Raw genomic sequence first — 15,730 nt, 5'->3', positions numbered from 1 at the left:
ATGAAAGTTTTAGTAAAATATGTTCTTTATGTATCGCTGTTTGTTACAGCGATACAAGGAACTTCACAGGAATTAAATTTACCTGTATTTAGCCAATATTTGGCAGATAGCGATTTTGTAGTGGCACCTACCTATGCAGGTATAGGTGATAACTTTAGGATTCGCCTCAATGCGCTGACACAATGGGTAGGTATTCCTAATGCTCCAGATAATCAAGCTTTCTACGCAGACCTTAGGTTTGCAACACAATCTGGATTGGGGCTATCATTATATAATGATAGAAATGGTAATACCATACAACAGGGAGCTAAAGTTTCATTTGCACACCATCTTACGCTTGATTATAATACAAAACAGTATATCTCTTTTGGTTTGTCAGGAAACGTAAACAGTTTTAGTTTAGACATTGATAACTTTTCACCCACGTTTGAGCAACCTACAATAGACCCTTTTATTACAGATAATAGATCAGAAACAAATTTGAACTTTGATGTAGGAGTACTATACAGAATAGGAGAAGCATTTTTAAGTGTTAATGCAAATAATATACTTCCTAAAGACATCGAACGTTTTGATGGACTAGAGCCAAACCTATTGTTTAATTTACAACTGTATGGGGGATATACTTTAAAAACAAATAATTATTCGCAGTGGGAGCCTTCTGCCTTTTATCAATTGTATACAAGTGACGGCCGTTCAAGTACAGATTTAAATATAAAGTACAGAAAATTTAATAGGTATAATGATTACTTATGGGCTGGAGCCACCTATAGATTCCTCAATGATCAAATTGGGAAACCTTTGAGCGTTGGACCGATGATAGGCGGTAAAAAATCTATATTCTATGCCTCTTACGCATATCAGGTTACTCTTAACGATATGATGTCTTACAATTCTGGAACACATTCTATCACTATAGGATTAGATCTCTTGCAAGGTATTAGTGATTGTCCTTGTACCGCAGCAAATAAGATTCCGAAATCTAGAAGGTAGTAGGAAGTAAGGATCAAGCTAACGTACTTTAAGTGCTTTTACAATAAATCATTACGATAATTGCCATGTAGTATAGGTGATTATTGTAATGATTTTATTTATTTAGTCTTACACTATAAATCCAATCATTTAGATATGTAATACTTATCTGTGTTTTTCCTCTAATTTATTTTAGAGGAATTGCAACAGGCGCATTAGCTTATTATATCCCAATCATAATTGCTTCTATTAAGCTTGAGATACCTCTAACATCTCACTCACGTTTTCCGTAATAAATGTCAACCTCAATTGCTTGTGGCTTTACAAGCTTATATGTATTCTCAGCATAGAAGAAATTCCTTAAAGAGGATACAAAGTAAATAGAGGAAGCTTAGACTTAACTGTGAGGCCATTGTATTTAAAAAAAAAGATTATTAGTATCATATGAAATCAACCCTATTTGATTTTTGTAATTAAATTTATTATAAATCGAGGTTGGAGACTTATCTCCAAAAAATTTTAATTTTCATTAAAATTGATATAAGTAGGTACTAAGGCAATAGCTTTGTGAGTATTCGTTTTTATGAAAAATAAGGAGCATTTTACTTTTCTGTTCCTGTACGAGTCATGCTTTCGCGAAAGCGAAATAAAAAAGTCTTTTAAATTCTATTGTTAAAGAGAATTTAAAAGACTTTTAATTACTGTAAATTCAGGTTTTATTCGTCACTGGCTGCAGCCAATCTTTCTTCCTTTTTAAGCATTGGTAAAATGTCAGTATGCTCTGTAAATTCAGTTTTTATAAGATTTGTTATTATGTCGTAACTACTTGGTGTCTTATCACAAGCATTTTGAGCAAACTGTAATGATTTAACTTTATCTCCATTAATGAGATGTAGTTTAGTCATTGTAATATCATATGTGCTAGAAGCTGTAAGTCCTTTTCTCGCAGCACGTTCTTTAATGTCATTGAGAATATCTATAAAATCTTTAGCTTTCCCTTCGTAACCTTTTTCGAAATCATAATCATCTACTTGCTCCGCAATAAATTCGAAAGCTTTTTCTAATTTTTGTTGTTTTATGTCTTGTGCAGAAGGCAGCTCTAAGACATCTTCATAATTGAATTTGTATACTAGCTCATTGTTGAAATATCTTTTATAATACCACACTGCTTCTTGAGGTTTTTCCATATCCCAATCTAAACTCGTTTTAAATTCTGTTTCATCAGCTCCTGCTTTAGGAAATACATTAATTACTAAGCGATTATCTTTAGAACTAAGTTGAAGAGGATTGTAATATTTTTCCTGCGGTTCTGATGATAATAATTCTATATGGCTTATCGTTGCAGATAATGCCATTACTTGATCTTTGCCGTTTAATGCTAAGAATGCAGGTGACCCGTCAAAAAGTACATTTTTAATCTGTAGTTCCCCCTCAACTTGATCTCCTTCATATTTCTTCCAATCATTCTCTTTAAAGGCAACTTCGATCTTAGTTTTTTTATTTTCTTTCGTGAACCGAAATGCTGGGTAAATTATACTACCGTTTTGATGATTTTTGAAAGTATGTACAGTAATTTCATCAGAAGTTAGAATATCTTGTTGATATACTACCCCGTTAGGTTTATCATTTATGTAATTAGCATAAATTATCGATGAGCCTTCTGGATTATACAAATAACTAATTCCTAGACCTAGTTTTTCACCATCTTCGTAGTGTCCTACAAAAACTCCGTTTTCGATCGCAGATCGTGACATTCCAACATCACATCCTCCATTTAAACATTGAGCATACGTAGTCAATGCAGTGCATATCAACATTGCTGTAGTAAGTAGTTTTATTTTCATAATATTTATGATTTTGGGTTTTTGACGTTACTTAAACAAAGTTGGAAGTTTAAGTATTTATCATATGCAATTAAATAAAAAAAAGCGTTAAACGCAAGAAAACTAGACCTTTACTGATAAATTTTTTTAAACAAAAATAACGTCTTATTATTCGAGCGCTTAATACGTTGATTTTTAGATGATTATAAATTATTTTTTTTTTGCTGGAATAGAAAATATAGCTTTATGACAAAGCTTTTGCACTTTTCAGGGGTTCTAATATTTTCTATTTGTAAGAAAAAAACTACAAAAAATATTTTTTAATGCAGTTTGTTCAATATAGAATTGATGTGAAGCAAAATTTTAAGACTAATAGAAGTAGTTACAAAAATCATCGATTTAGTGTATGTTTAGTCTATGGTAAAAACCTTGCTAAAACAAATGTATTTTAAAAAACCCGTTAACTATAAGTTAACGGGTTTAATTAAATTTCAGTGTCCTAAATAAGTGACCTGGCTGGGGCTCGAACCCAGGACCCTCTCCTTAAAAGGGAGATGCTCTACCAACTGAGCTACCAGGTCATTGCTTGAATGCGGGTGCAAATATACAATGATTAATCTGTTTTAACCAAATCTTTTTTGAAATAAAATATACTTTTTTTTGAATGGTTTCAGATACCTTTGTGTTTCAGTACTTTCTATGAAAAAAATATTTTTATTGGGTTATATGGGATCTGGAAAATCCACCATTGGACCACTTCTAGCAGCTAAACTTTCTTACAAGTTTTTGGATTTTGATGCTTACATTGAAAAAATGGAAGGAAAATCAATCTCTAAAATATTTAAAGATGAAGGAGAAATTTATTTTAGAAAAGCAGAGAACAACTATCTAAAACAGCTTATATCTTCCAGCGAAGACGGTCCTGAAGTTATTGCTTTAGGAGGAGGTACTCCATGCTATAGTCAAAATATGGATTATCTAAAGACAGCTATGACTACTACAGTTTATCTAAACAGCTCTTACAAGGAGCTCACTAAGAGGTTATGGATTAATAAGCAAGCTAGACCACTCCTAAATTCTTTAGAAAGTTACGAGGCTCTGGAGGAATATGTGCGTAAGCACCTCTTTGAAAGGAGTTACTATTATAATCAAGCAGATATTGTTGTTAAAGCACAAGACGAGACTCCTGAGCAATTAGCAAGTAAAATAATTAAGACCCTATTCTAAAACAACAGTATCATTTCCTTTAGTAAAAATTACTTTTACAGATTCATTTAAGGATGTACTTAAAGAGATACCTTTAAAGTCAGCTTTTACTGGATACTTTTTATGATTACGGTTTACTAGTACGGCGGTTTTAAATCTTTTTAAAGGAACATCTAGGAAATGTTTTACACCATAAACAAGTGTAGTGCCTGAATTTAAAACATCATCGATAAGGACAATTGATTTGTTTGTATATTCCTTAGGCAACAAACTTGTTTTAACGGTTCCTAAGGGTTTTTGTTTATCCATTGTTACTTTGCATAGTATCGTTTTAAATGGGGCAATGTCTATAAGGACTTGAGATAGACGTTCGGCAAATTTATAACCGTTATCTGCAATCCCGGCAAGAACAACTTCTTTCTCATCTGCATTACTCTCGTAGATTTGAAAAGCAATACGTCTTATTTTATGCTCTATCGCAGTATGATCAAGTATTTTTTCTAATTTAATTTTCATAGTCTTATCGTATTTACTGTACTTACTCTTCTTGATCGTTTGTAAAAAACTCATCATTCTCATAAATTTCATCGATACTACGCCTATCTTTTTTAGTAGGCCTTCCAGTACCCTTCTTTCGATAATAATCTTTAGAATATTTTAGTAAATCTAGCTTCTCAAGATTTTCTTTAGGAGTTTTATCTGCCACATACATTCCCACAAGTTTGGCACCTAGTCTGCTCTCAGGAATATCCAATACTTCAAGAATATAGTTCACTTGATTTTTTCTAACATCAATTTTATCAGTAGGATAGACTTCTCTTGATGGTTTTACAGTGGCACCATTCATTTTTACCTGTCCTTTCTTACAAGCCGCAGTTGCTATAGATCGGGTTTTAAAATAGCGTATACACCATAAATATTTATCAACTCTCATATAAATTAAACTATTGTTACGTTATTATTGTCCAAGATATAGACAAAAATAAGCCAAAATTGTATCTTGCACCTCTTTAAAAATAACGTTGATGAAATTAAGAAATTACCTAGCACTCATTGCTGTCATGCTTATTTGTGTAGCTTGCCCTAACGATGATGATTCAGATGATCCAATAGTTGTTCCTCCAAATGATAGAGGAGAACAATCAATAGTTGATGATGAGCGTATAAGGGAGTACCTTGAGACACATTTCTATAATTATGAGGAGTTTGAAAATCCACCGGCAGAATTTGATTATCAAGTAAGAATTGATACGATATCAGGAGATAATGCTGATAAAGAACCTATTTTAGATCGTCCAGAACTTACAACTAAAGTATATACCCGAGCTGAAGCAGAGCAAACTCTTTACATATTAACAGCAAGACAAGGTGAAAGTGATAAGCCTGCTGCGACGTATGCAGATTCTGTTTTTATGAATTATAAAGGATTTCGTTTAGATGGTTTAATCTTTGACCGCTCTCCTAATCCAGTTTGGTTTGATTTGACATCAGTTGTTGATGGGTTTACTAATGGTGTAGCAGGTTTTAAGGGCGCTGCATCTGGCCCTATTGTAAACCAAGATGGAACATTCGATTATGAAGGTTATGGATCTGGGGCTATTTTTATGCCTAGTGGCCTCGCATATTTTAATGCTGTTCAAGCGAATATTCCTCCTTATAGTCCTTTAATATTTACTTTTAATACCTTTAATACAGTACAGGCAGATCATGATAACGATGGTATTTTGTCAATAAATGAAGATTTAAATAATAACGGTTTTCTTTTTGATGAAGCAGATAATCCAGATGATGATTCATCATTTGCTTTTTTTGATCCTGATGACGATAATGATAGGGTTCTCACTATTCTAGAAATCGAAACAGATGTAGATGGTAATTTTGTATCCTTTTTAGATACAGACAGTGATGGACTATCTAACCACTTAGATAATGATGATGATGGAGACGGTAGACCTACGATCGAAGAGTTGAGATTTAATAGTGCTACTGGCGTAGTGTCCTATCCAGATAGTGATGAAGATGGTATTCCAGACTATCTAGATTCTGATTCATAATTAGGTCACGCTTTCGCGAAAGCGTACGAACAAATAAAAAGATCCTCTAAAATTTAGAGGATCTTTTTTATATAAACAGAATGTAATAAAAATTAATTTTTATCTAGCGTAAATGATATACTCAAAATTAATTGAGAAGGTCTAGAATCTACCGTAAAACCACTGTCTTGTATATTTGATGAAGAAATGATGGTGTTTTCTGTAAATGCTCCTTCATACCTTAGGTCTAAACCTACTTGCCCTAACGTTAGGCCTATACCTAACTGATAACCCACGGTAAATTGCTTTTCAGGATCTTCAAAATCTATGTTGGTGTTTTCAAAGCCAGTATCAAGAATGTACTGGAAGGAAGGGCCCGCCTTGATATTTAGAGGACCCACTATTTTTAGACCTAATAAAACGGGGATATCTAGTTTTTGAACTTCAAAATTATAATCTTGTCCTGATCCCGCATTGCGACTTTCATAATCAGTATTAATTTTTGTGTAAAGCACTTCTGGTTGTAAAAATATTCCTGAAAATGATGCTTTATAAAAAATTCCTGCATGATACCCTGCTTGTCTTTCTTTATTATAACTTTCACTACCTATAATAGATGAAAATTCCAGATCTCCAACAGACCCGTAGTTTAGTCCCCCTTTGATACCAAACCCAGAGCTTTGACTCGTAGCAGCAATACTTGATAAGAGTAGGACTGCAATTAATACTTTTTTCATAATTGTCTCTTTTGATGAATGAATTAAAATAAAAAAGGCAGTATGTAAATTCTCATACCGCCCCTATGTTTCTATAAAACGTAAAAAAACATTAAATTATTTTCTATCGACAACTTTTTGACAGGCTCTTACAATAGCAACGGCATTTAACCCATATTTTTCCATAAGCTGTTTTGGTGTCCCACTTTCTCCAAAAGTGTCTTCAGTAGCGACAAATTCTTGCGGGGTTGGCAATCTTAACGAAAGTTCACGTGCCACACTTTCTCCTAATCCACCAAGGTAATTATGCTCTTCTGCGGTAACTATACATTTGGTTTTCTTTACAGATTTTAAAATGGCTTCTGTATCCAAAGGTTTTATAGTGTGGATATCAATTACCTCTGCAGAGATACCTTTTTCGTGCAGTTCCTTTGCAGCTTCCAGTGCTTCCCAAACAAGATGGCCTGTAGCTACAATAGTAACGTCATTTCCATCTTGTAACTTTACAGCTTTCCCAATCTCAAACTTTTGATCGGCAGGGGTGAAATTAGGTACTACAGGGCGACCAAAGCGCAGATAAACAGGTCCTTCGTATTCAGCTATAGCTAAGGTTGCAGCTTTGGTTTGATTGTAATCACATGTATTAATCACAGTCATACCTGGAAGCATCTTCATTAAACCTATGTCCTCAAGTATTTGGTGTGTGGCACCATCTTCTCCTAGAGTAACACCGGAGTGAGATGCGCATATTTTTACATTCTTCCCAGAATAGGCAATGGACTGTCTTATTTGGTCATACACACGACCTGTTGAAAAGTTTGCAAAGGTTCCTGTAAATGGGATCTTTCCACCAATAGTTAATCCAGCAGCAATACCCATCATATTTGCCTCGGCGATGCCTATTTGAAAAAACCGCTCTGGATTTTCATCAATAAACGTTTGTATTTTTAAAGACCCTATAAGATCTGCACATAATGATACAACATTAGGATTTGTTCTACCTAACTCTGTCATACCTGCACCAAATCCTGACCTTGTATCCTTACTTCCTGTATTTTCGTATACTTTCATAGTAGTTTGTTTTAGTTCGCTTTCGCGAAAGCGTAAAGAGATTAGTAGTCTCCTAGTGTTTCTGGATTTTGTGCGAGTGCACTTTCTAGTTGCTCATCATTAGGTGCTTTACCGTGCCATGCATGAGTACCCATCATAAAATCAACCCCGTGTCCCATAACTGTATGTAAGAGAATACAAACTGGTTTACCGTTATGAAGCAACTCTTTTGCTTGATTAATTCCGTTTAAGATGGATTGAATGTCATTACCTTTTTCAACACGAATAACCGCCCAGCCAAAGGCTTCAAATTTTGCTTGTAGATTTCCTAAATCCAATACTTTCTCTGTACTCCCATCTATTTGCTGTCCATTGAGATCTACTGTAGCAATGAGGTTATCTACTTTATTTGCAGCGGCATACATGATGGCTTCCCAATTTTGACCTTCTTGTAATTCTCCATCACCCATAAGCGTATAGATTGTACTTGAGTCTTTATTGAGTTTTTTTGCTTGCGCAGCACCTATAGATACACTCAGGCCTTGACCTAGTGAACCAGAAGCTACACGCACACCCGGAAGACCTTCATGTGTTGTAGGGTGACCCTGAAGACGAGAATTAAGTAGTCTAAATGTATTAAGCTCTTCTACTGGAAAGTAGCCAGACCTTGCTAATACACTGTAAAACACAGGAGAAATATGACCATTTGATAAGAAAAATAAATCTTCGCCTATTCCATCCATTGAGAAATCACTATCGTGATTCATGACTTCTTGATACAATATACTGATGAACTCTGCACAGCCTAAAGAGCCTCCAGGGTGTCCAGAATTTACTTTATGTACTTGCCTCACTATATCTCTGCGTACTTGTGTAACAAATGCTTCTAGCTTTTTAATGTCTGCCATTTTGTATTAATTTTTATAGTAAAAGTATGGGATATAGGTTTGTTGCCCGATCTCGATGAATTGCGATTGACTTTAAAATATTATTTTCTGCTTAAGAGATGTTCTCTAAGTTATCAGAAAGCGTCCCGATGAATTTTGTTATGGGTTTCTTAACCATCATCGCCATCATTGCGTTAAACTCTCCGGTAAAATTGAGTTGTACATTAGACTTCTGTGGGTCAACTTCTTGAATGTCTGCAGTGAGCGTGAATGGAATTTTATCACTCGCTGCTCCTAGTATTACCTTATTATAAGGAATACCTTCTTTAAGATCTAATACAATTTCTGGCATTCCCTTAAGTCCAAAAAGAAATCGGGTATCACTTAATTTTTCAAATTTTGTGTTTTCGGGCATAAGTTGCTCAAAATTCTCAACATTCAAAAGGAAATTATATACCTCTTCTTGAGATTTATTTACTGTTTTTACGGGGCTTTCTAAATTCATATATGTTAGTTTAAACAATCTATAATTTAAGATTGAGGTATTATTTTGAAATATTTTAAATTAATTTGACCAAGTCGATGGAGATTTACGCCAGTTTTCTAGAGTGTCATGTTGAGCTTCTGTGATGAAATTCGTGTCTCTAGCTTGTAATAACAAGTTTGAATAATCACTTAAAGTATGAAGTTGGATGTTAACATTTTTAAAATTTTCTATCGCAGTCTCAAACCCGTAGGTAAATATAGCGAGCATTCCCTTCACATTCATATGTGATTTTTTGAGTGCCTCAACGGCCATAAGACTGCTCTTACCCGTGCTTATAAGGTCTTCTATCACAACAACGTTGCTCTTTGGATCAAGATGGCCTTCGATTTGATTTTGCCTCCCATGCTTTTTAGGCTCTGGACGCACATAGGCAAAAGGAACATTAAGATAATCTGCAACGAGCATACCTATTCCTATCGCTCCAGTAGCGACGCCTACTATCGCATCAGGCTTCCCATAAAGTTGTTCAACTTGTTTTGCCATCTCTTGATGGAGGTAGTTGCGTATGGGAGGATATGACAAAACAATACGGTTGTCACAATATATTGGAGATTTCCAGCCAGAAGCCCACGTAAAAGGTTCTTGCGGTTGTAATTTTATTGCGTTAATTTGCAATAATAATTCTGCGGTTTTTTTTGCCGTTTCTTTGTCTAAAATCATAGTGCAAATGTATAAAGTTTTTGTGAATGACATCCCGATTATCCTATCTACAGAAAAGGTTATAGGGAAACGTTATAAATCAATACCTATTGAAACAGTTAAGATCAAAAAATTGATCAAAAAACTCTATAAGGGTGAGCAATTATATATTAATTTGTATCACACTGATGAAGAAGAACTTTTTAGGCAACTACGAAAAAAACTAAAAGTTGTAATTGCAGGCGGCGGCCTTGTTTATAACGACAATAAGGAAATACTTTTCATACATCGTAACGGACGTTGGGATTTACCAAAGGGCAAAATAGAAAAGAAGGAAGACATAGAAGATTGTGCTTTGCGAGAGGTAGAGGAGGAGACAGGTGTAGCCGGGCTTACAATTAAAAAACCCTTAAAAATAACTTATCACGTTTTTAAACGTAACGGTAAGTTTTGTCTTAAGGAGACTTTTTGGTTTGAAATGCATACAAGCTCTACAGCAGCGCTCGTACCTCAAAAGAAGGAAGGTATCAAAAAAGCAAAATGGCTTAATTTTGAAAAATCACAAAAGGCCCTAGATAAATCTTATGAAAATATAAAAATGATTTTCCCAAAGGAATACTTAATTAAGCATCCTAACGATAGGGTAGCGTAGGTGAGCCTTTTCGTAAGCGGGAGATTTTTTATGAATCCAATCTAATTGCGCATACCAATTAGCTGCAAAATCTGAATCTAATGATTTTTTTAAATTAAATTCAATTTGAATTTTTGGGTTTTGCTTTAAAAATATTTCAGCTTTATCCTCCCATACATATGGGGAGAAACCCTCTTTTTGCTGTAATATGGTATCAAAGAAATTCCAATTAAAAAAACTATCTGTTGCTTCTGGTTCTAAAGTTTCTAATAAGTAACGTATTCCTCTTTGATTGGTAGGTACCATATAAGAACCCTTAGGCATGGTCACTTCTTGTTTAGATGATTTTACTGCGGTATTGTAATGTAGATAGTGTCCTTCATATGCATTATTTCGTGTGTCATACGAGTCTATGTGATAAACTTCGGCTGTAAATGTCGTGTCTTTTTTAAGCTGGCTGAACTCTATATTGTTTGCTTTAAGTAATAAAGCAATATCTCGATATCCTCTCGGTATAAAATACGCTTTAGGAATAGAGACTTCTTTTGTTCTCTTAAAGTAATCGTAGTAGGTTACCTTTTTTGTAAATGGTTTAGTGGTATCATATTGAAGTCTATCTTTTCCAGTAATAGCACTAGAAACCATATTGCCCTCATATCCCTTAAAATCTAGTGTGGTTGTTCTTAAACTATCTATTGTAAACTGTATTGGGTAAGTATCCGCTTTCGCGAAAGCGTTAAACGCATTTTCTCGCATCTCTTTGATTTTATCACTATTATCAGAAGTGATTTTGATGACACTTTTCATGAGCTCATACGTTCCTTCTACTCTCGGTTTATAGGGTTTGAGCATGTGAGTTTCTACCATTAAGCCAATAGTGTTCCATAACGTAGTGTACCCGGTCGAATATCTAGGGTGATCCATGAATTGACTAAAACCTTTTTCCGGTACGGAATTAAAGACATTTACATAAGGTGTGATATCCCAGTCCTTTTTATGAAGAGCATTTTCGAGCATGGGCTGAAATTCATTGTGTACGTACGTGCCAAGATTTCCACCCAGTTTATTATGTTGTGTAAATAGGTGTGTCAATGTATATTGGTAATCTGCACCATTGCTTACGTGGTTGTCAATAAAAATATCTGGATCAATCATATGGTAAATTTCTGCAAATGCAGCCGCGTTATGTGTATCCCTTTTAATAAAATCTCGATTAAGATCATAGTTACGAGCATTGCCTCTAAAGCCGTATTCCTTAGGTCCATTTTGATTTGTACGCGTTCCACTATTTCTGTTAAGTGCTCCACCTATATTGTAAATGGCAATTGCGCTCACCCACGTATTTTTAGGAGCTTCAATTTTTCCTTGAGCAAGGTCTCTCATTAAAAGCATTGTTGCATCAATACCGTCTGATTCTCCAGGATGAATGCCATTATTAATGAGAATACGCGTTACATCTTTATCATCAGAAAATTCACTATCAAATGAGCGATCAGGGTTGAACGTTACAAGCGTAAGCGGCTTTCCTGCGTCTGTCATGCCTACTTCATAGGTCTTAATGGAACGGTAAGCGTTATCAAGGTCTTTATAAAATGTAATTACTTCTTCGTAGGTGGGAGTTTGCGTACCGCCACTCTTTTCAAAAGGGGTAGTGAAGTCTATATTTTCTGGATTGTCTTTAGTTTCACCACAACCTAAAAGCGATGCAAAAATCAATACTATAAATAGCGTTCTCATATGTCTAGCTTATAAGGGTGAAGATACAAAATGCATTAAAAAATAGCAGGTAGACTCATGAGTATGAATCTATTTATGATATCAAAAGAATGGCTTGTATTGCATCACCCTAAAATCAATCGTATTAAAATCTGGATTTTTCCTTTTTAGCTCTTTATAAAGAGGTGAGCTTCCTACGGCTCTATTTGCAGCACCAGATGGAGCGGTAAGAGAGACTGTTTTAATTACTCTGCCTGTAAGCTCAAATGAATGAATACGAGGCACAGTATCATCCTCCACTTCTAATTTTATACCAGCAGCTTTACATGCTTTCCTAAAGAAATATTCTGGTCCATTTTTACTGCTACCACCGGTAAACAGTAAGGTATTTATGTTGGGAAATTTTTCTAAGTAATGTAAAATATCCCGTAAAATAACTTCTTGCATGCCAATATCTGAAGCATCAATTTTTGCCCTTTTTGCAGATCCTACAATATCACAAATTCCTAAATTTCTAGTTACTAGAAATTTTTTGCGTTGCGCTATAGCTTCTTCTGTAGTTTCAAATTTTAAATTCAAATTAAAAATTTTGTCGAGTATTGGCCACAATTGCCCATCAATACTTCCGTAACAGAAATCTACATCACCCTGTTTAAACTCTTTGGTTGTAAATCGTGGTGGAGGTAGTGTGCCAACAATAATTTTTGTTGCGTTCTCTAGATTAAATGGAGGATAGGGATGCGTGTGGTGAAACATTTTTGAAACTGTAATTCAAATTTTGTAAATTGAATATATACTATTGAAATTAAAAAACAATATATAATGGGTAAAGGAGACAAAAAATCTAGAAAAGGTAAAATTAGCCGCGGCACCTTTGGAGCAAAGCGTAAGCGTAAGGGAAAAAAGGCGGCCAAGCAAGCGGCAAAAATGCAAAAGGTTTAGTGTTACCTAGTAAACACATATTCATTTTTATCCTCATTTGATTCTTCTTGACTATATCGGTAATCATCATAGTCAAAGTTTTTTAATCCATCAATTGTGTTAATTTCATTATCGACGATGTAGCGAACCATTGATCCTCTAGCTTTCTTAGCATAAAATGCAATGATCTTTAATTTCCCATTTTTATAATCCTTAAAAATAGGAGTGATAACAGGTACTTTTAATTTTTTAGGTTGAAGGGCTTTAAAATATTCTTGGCTTGCTAGATTCACAAAAAGTTCATCTGGTTTTAATTCTTTGTTGAGCGCTTTGGTTAATTTATCGTCCCAAAATTCGTACAAGTTTTTTGAGCTATAATATTCAAGCTTTGTTCCCATCTCTAGTCGGTAAGCTTGCATTAAATCAAGAGGTCTTAATAAACCGTACATGCCACTTAATATGCGCAGTGTATTTTGAAGAAAATCTATTTTTTCTGTCGGTATGGTGTAGGCATCAAGACCTGAATACACATCTCCATCAAAGGTATATATGGCTGGTCTTGCGTTTTTTTTAGTAAATGGGGTGTTGAAGTCTTGGTATCGCTGGTAGTTTAAATCTGCAAGTTTCTCACTTATACTCATCAAATCTTGTATCTCCTGCTTAGTTGCATTAGATAGTTTACTATTTAACTTTTCTGCTTCGTCTAAAAATTGAGGTTGCGTAGCTCGAGTTGTAGGTAGTTTGTCTTCAAGATTAAGTGATTTTGCTGGCGAAACAACGATTTTCATAGACTAGAATTTTAGAGTAAAGTTAATACATCTAAGTCCAGAATGAAAAAAGTCCAATTGATTTTAGTTATGGAGTGATTTACAATTTTTAGAATTACGCTTTCGCGAAAGCGAACTCCTCCACAACTCAATTTTACTCTTTAATATGTTGAGAATAGTTTTGCCACTTTTCAATACATCCATTCATATCCTCTGGGATTGGTGCCTCAAAGCGCATTAATTCTTTAGTTGTAGGATGAATAAAGCCTAATGTTTTTGCATGTAACGCTTGTCGAGGTAATATCTTAAAACAATTTTCTACAAACTGCTTGTACTTTGAGAAAGAAGTTCCTTTTAAAATAGCATTTCCACCATAACGCTCATCGTTAAAAAGCGTATGGCCTATATATTTCATGTGCACACGGATTTGATGTGTACGACCAGTCTCAAGTTTACAGCTTACTAAGGTGACATAGCCTAAACGTTGAAGTACTTTGTAATGAGTAACGGCTGGTTTCCCTTGTTCTTCCTCATCATCTTTAAAAACTGTGTTTTGCAGTCTGTTTTTGGGATGACGGCCAATGTTTCCTTCGATGGTTCCTTCATCTTCTGTAACATTACCCCAAACTATGGCTACATATTCTCTTTCTGTTGTTTTATTAAAAAACTGCTTTGAGAGAAAAGTCATCGCATGCTCTGTCTTTGCAACTACTAACAAACCACTCGTATCTTTATCTATACGGTGCACAAGCCCTGGACGATCGCTACTGTTGTTAGGTAAATTTTCAAAGTGATATATCAGAGCGTTTATAAGAGTACCAGAATAATTTCCATGCCCAGGATGTACAACCATTCCAGCAGGCTTGTTGACTACAAGTACTTCGTCGTCTTCATAGATGATATCTAGAGGAATATCTTCTGGCGTTAATAAGAACTCATGAGGTGGATGTTCAAACATAGCACGCACGACATCACCCGCTTTTACTTTGTAATTTTGTTTGACAACAACATTGTTTACTTGAATACTGCCGTTTTTTGCTGCCTTTTGAATTTTATTACGAGTAGCGTTTTCTACAAAATTCATTAGAAATTTATCCACTCGTAGCGGCTCTTGACCTTTACTAGCAGTAAAACTATAATGTTCATAGAGCTCGTCATCTTGCTCTTCTGGTCCTATAACTTGTTCTTCGTTCATTGATTAATTATCTCCAGAAATTGCATCACGATAATCTCCCTTGCCATTACCTAACACAAGATCTATCACAGAAGTTTTCTCTAATCTATCACCAGCTTTGACTTTGCGTCCCTTATGGCGTAAATCACGTACTTCATCTTTTCCAATCCAATCTACATATGTTATAGCCCCTATCTCGAAGCCCATCGCCTTAAGCTGAGGTTCTGCTTGTCTACGAGTCTTCCCAATTACTGACGGGATTGTCATTTTCTGATAACCTGAAGGATTGAGCACTAGGTAAATCTGTCGGTTTTCTTTGACAAACTTATCTGCATTAGGTTCTTGATCAATTACAGAATATCTAGGATAGTCAGGATTATAATTAGCACTGTCAATAATATAATAACGCAGTTTTGCATTTTGCAACTCTTGTTCTACCAGATCTAAAGTCATCCCTTTTACATTAGGAACGGCAATACGCTCATTATGATTAGTCGTACTATTCAACCACCATTTTGTAAAAAAAATGAGACTTACAAAAATCACGATGGCAAGAACAACTTGCACTAAAAATGTTTTACTTACTAAGAATTTAAAAAAACTCATAAAGGGTGTAGTTAAGGGGGCAAATATATAAAATAGATAGGC

General features: G+C 34.8%; 18 protein-coding genes and 1 tRNA gene. 5 read left to right on the top strand and 14 right to left on the bottom strand.

What is annotated here, in order from left to right:
- Complete coding sequence (locus tag OD90_RS05300) at positions 1-993, top strand: type IX secretion system membrane protein PorP/SprF (protein ID WP_144667621.1); 993 nt, start codon at positions 1-3, stop codon at positions 991-993.
- 695 nt (positions 994-1,688) lie between these two features.
- Here OD90_RS05300 and OD90_RS05295 read toward each other — a convergent pair.
- Both OD90_RS05295 and OD90_RS05290 read right to left on the bottom strand, forming a co-directional pair.
- On the bottom strand, positions 1,689-2,816 hold the full coding sequence (locus OD90_RS05295; RefSeq protein ID WP_144667618.1) for a hypothetical protein: 1,128 nt from the start codon (positions 2,814-2,816) through the stop codon (positions 1,689-1,691).
- Between the two features lie 487 nt (positions 2,817-3,303).
- A tRNA-Lys gene (locus OD90_RS05290) sits at positions 3,304-3,376 on the bottom strand.
- Positions 3,377-3,494: 118 nt separating this feature from the next.
- On the opposite strand from OD90_RS05290, the gene OD90_RS05285 reads away from it, so the two are divergent.
- On the top strand, positions 3,495-4,022 hold the full coding sequence (locus OD90_RS05285) for a shikimate kinase (protein WP_144667615.1): 528 nt from the start codon (positions 3,495-3,497) through the stop codon (positions 4,020-4,022).
- Here the strand turns inward: OD90_RS05285 and OD90_RS05280 are convergent.
- Together OD90_RS05280 and OD90_RS05275 are read right to left on the bottom strand one after the other, a co-directional pair.
- The gene (locus tag OD90_RS05280; protein ID WP_186434716.1) at positions 4,014-4,517 is read right to left on the bottom strand and encodes a phosphoribosyltransferase family protein; all 504 of its coding nucleotides are present in this window, start codon (positions 4,515-4,517) and stop codon (positions 4,014-4,016) included. The two genes, OD90_RS05285 and OD90_RS05280, sit on opposite strands and share 9 nt — an antisense overlap.
- Positions 4,518-4,539: 22 nt before the next feature.
- Positions 4,540-4,935, bottom strand: coding sequence for an RNA-binding S4 domain-containing protein (locus OD90_RS05275; RefSeq protein ID WP_144667612.1), 396 nt, complete (start codon positions 4,933-4,935; stop codon positions 4,540-4,542).
- Positions 4,936-5,026: 91 nt separating this feature from the next.
- Here OD90_RS05275 and OD90_RS05270 point away from each other — a divergent pair, with 91 nt between their 5' ends.
- Complete coding sequence (locus tag OD90_RS05270) at positions 5,027-6,055, top strand: FKBP-type peptidyl-prolyl cis-trans isomerase (protein ID WP_144667609.1); 1,029 nt, start codon at positions 5,027-5,029, stop codon at positions 6,053-6,055.
- 92 nt (positions 6,056-6,147) lie between these two features.
- Here OD90_RS05270 and OD90_RS05265 read toward each other — a convergent pair whose 3' ends face one another.
- The 5 genes from OD90_RS05265 to pyrE all read right to left on the bottom strand — a co-directional run bounded on the left by OD90_RS05265 (position 6,148) and on the right by pyrE (position 9,894).
- Complete coding sequence (locus tag OD90_RS05265) at positions 6,148-6,771, bottom strand: outer membrane beta-barrel protein (RefSeq protein WP_144667606.1); 624 nt, start codon at positions 6,769-6,771, stop codon at positions 6,148-6,150.
- A 96-nt stretch (positions 6,772-6,867) separates the two neighbouring features.
- Positions 6,868-7,821 (bottom strand): transketolase family protein, encoded by a 954-nt coding sequence (locus OD90_RS05260; protein WP_144667604.1) that lies wholly within the window; start codon positions 7,819-7,821, stop codon positions 6,868-6,870.
- A gap of 41 nt (positions 7,822-7,862) precedes the next feature.
- Positions 7,863-8,708 (bottom strand): transketolase, encoded by an 846-nt coding sequence (locus tag OD90_RS05255; protein ID WP_144667601.1) that lies wholly within the window; start codon positions 8,706-8,708, stop codon positions 7,863-7,865.
- A 91-nt stretch (positions 8,709-8,799) separates the two neighbouring features.
- Entirely contained in the window at positions 8,800-9,192 is a 393-nt protein-coding gene (locus OD90_RS05250) for an SRPBCC family protein (protein ID WP_144667597.1), read from the bottom strand.
- Positions 9,193-9,252: 60 nt separating this feature from the next.
- On the bottom strand, positions 9,253-9,894 hold the full coding sequence (gene pyrE / locus OD90_RS05245) for an orotate phosphoribosyltransferase (RefSeq protein WP_144667594.1): 642 nt from the start codon (positions 9,892-9,894) through the stop codon (positions 9,253-9,255).
- A 7-nt stretch (positions 9,895-9,901) separates the two neighbouring features.
- Here pyrE and OD90_RS05240 point away from each other — a divergent pair, with 7 nt between their 5' ends.
- The gene (locus tag OD90_RS05240) at positions 9,902-10,525 is read left to right on the top strand and encodes an NUDIX hydrolase (protein WP_144667591.1); all 624 of its coding nucleotides are present in this window, start codon (positions 9,902-9,904) and stop codon (positions 10,523-10,525) included.
- Here OD90_RS05240 and OD90_RS05235 read toward each other — a convergent pair.
- Together OD90_RS05235 and OD90_RS05230 are read right to left on the bottom strand one after the other, a co-directional pair.
- A complete protein-coding gene (locus OD90_RS05235; RefSeq protein ID WP_144667588.1) occupies positions 10,493-12,241 on the bottom strand; it encodes a M14 family metallopeptidase in 1,749 nt (582 codons plus the stop codon). The genes OD90_RS05240 and OD90_RS05235 overlap by 33 nt on opposite strands.
- An 81-nt stretch (positions 12,242-12,322) precedes the next feature.
- Entirely contained in the window at positions 12,323-12,976 is a 654-nt protein-coding gene (locus tag OD90_RS05230) for a uracil-DNA glycosylase family protein (RefSeq protein ID WP_144667585.1), read from the bottom strand.
- 66 nt (positions 12,977-13,042) lie between these two features.
- Here OD90_RS05230 and OD90_RS05225 point away from each other — a divergent pair, with 66 nt between their 5' ends.
- Positions 13,043-13,162, top strand: a complete 120-nt coding sequence (locus OD90_RS05225; protein WP_144667582.1) for a 30S ribosomal protein THX — start codon at positions 13,043-13,045, stop codon at positions 13,160-13,162.
- Between the two features lie 2 nt (positions 13,163-13,164).
- Here the strand turns inward: OD90_RS05225 and yaaA are convergent, their stop codons facing one another.
- The 3 genes from yaaA to OD90_RS05210 form a co-directional block, all read right to left on the bottom strand.
- Positions 13,165-13,929 (bottom strand): peroxide stress protein YaaA, encoded by a 765-nt coding sequence (gene yaaA / locus OD90_RS05220; protein WP_144667580.1) that lies wholly within the window; start codon positions 13,927-13,929, stop codon positions 13,165-13,167.
- A gap of 133 nt (positions 13,930-14,062) precedes the next feature.
- Positions 14,063-15,103 (bottom strand): RluA family pseudouridine synthase, encoded by a 1,041-nt coding sequence (locus tag OD90_RS05215; protein ID WP_144667577.1) that lies wholly within the window; start codon positions 15,101-15,103, stop codon positions 14,063-14,065.
- Positions 15,104-15,106: 3 nt separating this feature from the next.
- Positions 15,107-15,688 (bottom strand): PASTA domain-containing protein, encoded by a 582-nt coding sequence (locus OD90_RS05210; protein ID WP_144667574.1) that lies wholly within the window; start codon positions 15,686-15,688, stop codon positions 15,107-15,109.
- Positions 15,689-15,730: the final 42 nt, after the last annotated feature.

It is taken from the genome of Dokdonia sp. Hel_I_53 (assembly GCF_007827465.1).
GTDB lineage: Bacteria > Bacteroidota > Bacteroidia > Flavobacteriales > Flavobacteriaceae > Dokdonia.
The sequence above is the reverse complement of the archived record's forward strand: the minus strand, read 5'-3'. Positions and strand labels throughout refer to the sequence as shown.

What these genes read in the sequence shown, in the direction of transcription:
- OD90_RS05300 (WP_144667621.1), top strand. Translation starts at nt 1, where the DNA reads ATGAAAGTTTTAGTAAAATATGTTCTTTATGTATCGCTGTTTGTTACA.
- OD90_RS05295 (WP_144667618.1), bottom strand. Translation starts at nt 2,816, where the DNA reads ATGAAAATAAAACTACTTACTACAGCAATGTTGATATGCACTGCATTG.
- OD90_RS05285 (WP_144667615.1), top strand. Translation starts at nt 3,495, where the DNA reads ATGAAAAAAATATTTTTATTGGGTTATATGGGATCTGGAAAATCCACC.
- OD90_RS05280 (WP_186434716.1), bottom strand. Translation starts at nt 4,517, where the DNA reads ATGAAAATTAAATTAGAAAAAATACTTGATCATACTGCGATAGAGCAT.
- OD90_RS05275 (WP_144667612.1), bottom strand. Translation starts at nt 4,935, where the DNA reads ATGAGAGTTGATAAATATTTATGGTGTATACGCTATTTTAAAACCCGA.
- OD90_RS05270 (WP_144667609.1), top strand. Translation starts at nt 5,027, where the DNA reads ATGAAATTAAGAAATTACCTAGCACTCATTGCTGTCATGCTTATTTGT.
- OD90_RS05265 (WP_144667606.1), bottom strand. Translation starts at nt 6,771, where the DNA reads ATGAAAAAAGTATTAATTGCAGTCCTACTCTTATCAAGTATTGCTGCT.
- OD90_RS05260 (WP_144667604.1), bottom strand. Translation starts at nt 7,821, where the DNA reads ATGAAAGTATACGAAAATACAGGAAGTAAGGATACAAGGTCAGGATTT.
- OD90_RS05255 (WP_144667601.1), bottom strand. Translation starts at nt 8,708, where the DNA reads ATGGCAGACATTAAAAAGCTAGAAGCATTTGTTACACAAGTACGCAGA.
- OD90_RS05250 (WP_144667597.1), bottom strand. Translation starts at nt 9,192, where the DNA reads ATGAATTTAGAAAGCCCCGTAAAAACAGTAAATAAATCTCAAGAAGAG.
- pyrE (WP_144667594.1), bottom strand. Translation starts at nt 9,894, where the DNA reads ATGATTTTAGACAAAGAAACGGCAAAAAAAACCGCAGAATTATTATTG.
- OD90_RS05240 (WP_144667591.1), top strand. Translation starts at nt 9,902, where the DNA reads ATGTATAAAGTTTTTGTGAATGACATCCCGATTATCCTATCTACAGAA.
- OD90_RS05235 (WP_144667588.1), bottom strand. Translation starts at nt 12,241, where the DNA reads ATGAGAACGCTATTTATAGTATTGATTTTTGCATCGCTTTTAGGTTGT.
- OD90_RS05230 (WP_144667585.1), bottom strand. Translation starts at nt 12,976, where the DNA reads ATGTTTCACCACACGCATCCCTATCCTCCATTTAATCTAGAGAACGCA.
- OD90_RS05225 (WP_144667582.1), top strand. Translation starts at nt 13,043, where the DNA reads ATGGGTAAAGGAGACAAAAAATCTAGAAAAGGTAAAATTAGCCGCGGC.
- yaaA (WP_144667580.1), bottom strand. Translation starts at nt 13,929, where the DNA reads ATGAAAATCGTTGTTTCGCCAGCAAAATCACTTAATCTTGAAGACAAA.
- OD90_RS05215 (WP_144667577.1), bottom strand. Translation starts at nt 15,103, where the DNA reads ATGAACGAAGAACAAGTTATAGGACCAGAAGAGCAAGATGACGAGCTC.
- OD90_RS05210 (WP_144667574.1), bottom strand. Translation starts at nt 15,688, where the DNA reads ATGAGTTTTTTTAAATTCTTAGTAAGTAAAACATTTTTAGTGCAAGTT.